This is a genomic window from Mycobacterium sp. TH-M25, from assembly GCF_057473665.1.
Window position 1 is genome coordinate 1 of sequence record NZ_JBYCLA010000257.1, and the last position, 3,235, is coordinate 3,235.

Consider the following 3,235-nt stretch of genomic DNA (forward strand, 5'->3'; position numbering starts at 1 on the left):
TCACCGGTGGCGCCGGCAGCGTCGAACCAGGATCTATGCGCCAGATTTGGCGCTGGCTCGACGACTTCCTGCATCACGCGTAGCAACTCGCACCTGCCGAACACGCATCATTACCAGTTATTACTACGAATTACATTGTGGCACAAATGATTTGACCACTTGCGTCTGCTAAACTAATCTACACTTGCTCAGCATTTCAGTTTCATCGGTTGAAAAAGCTCAGTACTTCTGCGCCACGAGGAGGCCTGGCGCACACAAACCTGATTTGATTCCGACACCGTGGGGTCGCATGCCCGTAGCTTGGGCGGCCGCATTCACCCAACGATCCTCCGGGCTGGCGGCCTTCTTATTCCTCGCATACGTCACAGTGACGTGTGCAGCCGGATGACGATGCCACGCAACCGCTTTGGAATTAGTCAGTTCCCCGCTTTCAGGACATCGATCCTGCAGATCGGTCCATGCGCGCGCGCAAGCCGCTCATCCATCGTCACCAGAGTCGCATCGAATGCCTCCGCGAGTGCCACGTAGAAGGCGTCCCATCCCCGCACCGAGTCCCGCAGCTGCCACGCTCGCTCCAACAGCCACCGGTGCCCGACACGCTCGCCCGGCCAATCGCGCAAGTCGGTGACGGCCTGCTGCGCAGCCGTGCCGTCCAATCGCCCCCGCAGGTACTGGCCCCGGATGACCCCCATCACTTCAACGTCGATCACGTGCGGCGCCATCTGATCGACGTCTGCCGCCAGACGCGCTCCTATCGCGCCCGCCCGGGGCGTGTCGGCCACAACCTCGAATAAACAGGACGCGTCAACGACCAGCATTGGGCCACTCGCCGCGCCACTCATCCAAACTCTCCAGCACCTCGGCCGTGGAAACCTCCGAGGGTCGACGACCGGTCCGCGTCAACCACTGCGCAACTGAAGGGCGCGCCGCCAGCCGGGCCGCCTCACGGCGCAGCAACTCGGGCACCGTGATCCCCTCCTCCGCGGCACGACGGACCAACGCGGCATATACATCGTCGTCTATGTCGCGAATCTGAACCGTCTTAGGCATAGCAGCATCGTATCATGCATATGAGCATATCCTCATGCGTTTGCGCATGAGCGCCCTTGGGCACCCGCACCTCGGCAGAACGCACCGTTACCAGCAGGCAATGCGAGTTGCATCGTGCTGCACTATATTCCGCTGACAAATCCGATCTGCGTTGCGCATCCGGGCGTTGCAGAATCTGGCGCCCGCCACGTGACCAACCACCTCAGAGTCTTGGCCATGTCGACGACGACTGGCCGATCGCCGCACTGAAACCCTCGAAGAGTCTCGGCCCCGCCACTTTTCAACGCGGAGTCCCTAACCTGAGGCCGGTGCGCCGCTCGCGTTGGTTAGGCATGTTCGGTCGGGTCGTTTGCTGCCCCGCCGATCAACACGGTGGCGTTGTTTGTTGGGTCGCATCGGTATCGGCCGATGTGTCCGAGTGCCATGTTGAGGGCCAGTTCCAGGGGACGGGCGCTGCGCGTGGTCTGCGCCATGAGTAGCCCGCCTTGCAGGGCGCTCATCATCGTCAGCGCGAGTTCGTCCACGTCGGCGTCGGAAGCGAGTTCACCGTTGTCGCGCATGACCGCAAAGCCCGAGGACAGGTATGACTGCCATTGGGCAAAGGACCGCGCCAGCTCGAGTCGCGCCGAGTCGGATCGGTCGGCGAGTTCGCTCACCAGCGAGCCGAGCGGGCAGCCGCCGACACCGCGCGTCGCGCGGGTCGTGGTCACGAGATGATCGCACCAGCGCTGCAGCCCGTCCCACGACGACACTTCGCGCAGGCGTGGCTCCTGCGCGGCGATGACGTGGCCGAGCTGGGTCTTGATCACCTCGCTGATGAGGTCGTCTTTGTCAGCGAAGTAGTGATATAGCTGCGATCTGCTAGTGGCGCTGGCGGTCATGACCGCGTCCAGGCTCGTCCCTGCCACCCCGCGCTCGCGGACCAAGGACGCTGCTGCAGCCACGATGCGGGCTTTGGTGACCGCCCCGCGGGCCGTCAATCGCGAGGTGGGACGACCCTGATGTGGCTTCATGAGCGGACGCTATCCGAATTGGACTTGTCGGTCCACTTTTTTCTTAGCACGATGGCGGAGTCACCAACAAACACCATGTGAAGGGACCCGATGTCGCGCCTCAACTATGGCCAGCGATTGCCCCAGCTTGACGTTGCCGCTGTCGGTGGCGGCGTGATCAGCCTGCCGGGCGACCTCGCCGGCTCCTACGGTGTCATCTTGATCTACCGCGGCTCGTGGTGCCCCTACTGCAATGCCCAGCTCAGCGCCTTCTCGCGTGCAGTGGACACCCTCAGCGAGCTCAACGTCAAGGTGATCGCCCTCTCTGTGGATGACGAGGACACTTCGGCGGAGCTTGTCGCCAAGCGCAAGCTGCGCTTTCCGGTCGGCCACAGCGCCGATGCCGACAAGATTGCCGCGGCGATCGGTGCCTACGTCAACGACGATCCGCACTATCTGCAATCGACCGGCATCATCCTGGCGCCGGACGAGACGGTGCGATTGGCCGTGTACTCCAGCGGGGCCATCGGGCGGCTTGTTCCCGACGACGTCGCCGGCTTCATCAGGTACCTGGCCGAGCACCCAGACGCGCGGTGAAAGTCATTGACACGATGTACCGTGTTCAACGCTGAGCGCGGTGCGGCAGAGCCGGCCACGGACGGAACCCAGGCCACGCCATGCCCGGTCAAGTCAAGACGTCTTTATTCCCCGCTGCAGGTCGGACGGTTATGGCGAACGTTCATGCGCCCGCCAGCAAGTCCACAAAGTTGTTAACGCGAAAAGAGGAATTTATGAGGCGATCACAAGGTAATACGACTTTGAAATATAATTCATTGTTTTTGGGCTTCTTCATGTTCATGTTTGGTTTCTTGAAATTCTTCGAACCCTTTCGTACGTGGTTCGATATCCAGATAACCAAAAGCGGTCTGCCGCGGTTCAGCATTCCGCTAGGTAAAGCCGGCGAAATGGCGATCGGCACCGGCCTGCTTTCGACTTTCTTCTTCAGGCAGAAAATCCCAAACCTCTACCGCCCGGTCACCCTCGCGGCCTCAGCCGGACTGGTCGCCAACATGGGGATTGCGACTTACGTGCATCTGCAACCACAAGTGCCGGCCAACGTTCTCCCCCTAGGGATAAAACCTCCATTTATCCCGTTGTCTGTGATGTTCTTGGCGATCGTAAATCTTTACCAA

5 protein-coding genes are annotated in these 3,235 nt (G+C 61.2%); 2 read left to right on the plus strand and 3 right to left on the minus strand.

What is annotated here, in order from left to right:
* Positions 1 to 416: 416 nt before the first annotated feature.
* The 3 genes from AC2VOU_RS08630 to AC2VOU_RS08640 all read right to left on the minus strand — a co-directional run bounded on the left by AC2VOU_RS08630 (position 417) and on the right by AC2VOU_RS08640 (position 2,063).
* On the minus strand, positions 417 to 782 hold the full coding sequence (locus tag AC2VOU_RS08630) for a type II toxin-antitoxin system VapC family toxin (RefSeq protein ID WP_486957002.1): 366 nt from the start codon (positions 780 to 782) through the stop codon (positions 417 to 419).
* Positions 783 to 804: 22 nt separating this feature from the next.
* Positions 805 to 1,050 (minus strand): hypothetical protein, encoded by a 246-nt coding sequence (locus AC2VOU_RS08635; RefSeq protein ID WP_486957003.1) that lies wholly within the window; start codon positions 1,048 to 1,050, stop codon positions 805 to 807.
* Positions 1,051 to 1,376: 326 nt separating this feature from the next.
* The gene (locus AC2VOU_RS08640; RefSeq protein WP_486957004.1) at positions 1,377 to 2,063 is read right to left on the minus strand and encodes a TetR/AcrR family transcriptional regulator; all 687 of its coding nucleotides are present in this window, start codon (positions 2,061 to 2,063) and stop codon (positions 1,377 to 1,379) included.
* Positions 2,064 to 2,153: 90 nt separating this feature from the next.
* On the opposite strand from AC2VOU_RS08640, the gene AC2VOU_RS08645 reads away from it, so the two are divergent.
* Together AC2VOU_RS08645 and AC2VOU_RS08650 are read left to right on the plus strand one after the other, a co-directional pair.
* Complete coding sequence (locus tag AC2VOU_RS08645) at positions 2,154 to 2,639, plus strand: redoxin domain-containing protein (RefSeq protein ID WP_486957005.1); 486 nt, start codon at positions 2,154 to 2,156, stop codon at positions 2,637 to 2,639.
* A 194-nt stretch (positions 2,640 to 2,833) separates the two neighbouring features.
* Positions 2,834 to 3,235: hypothetical protein (locus tag AC2VOU_RS08650; RefSeq protein WP_486957006.1), on the plus strand; the 402-nt coding region annotated here is incomplete at its 3' end.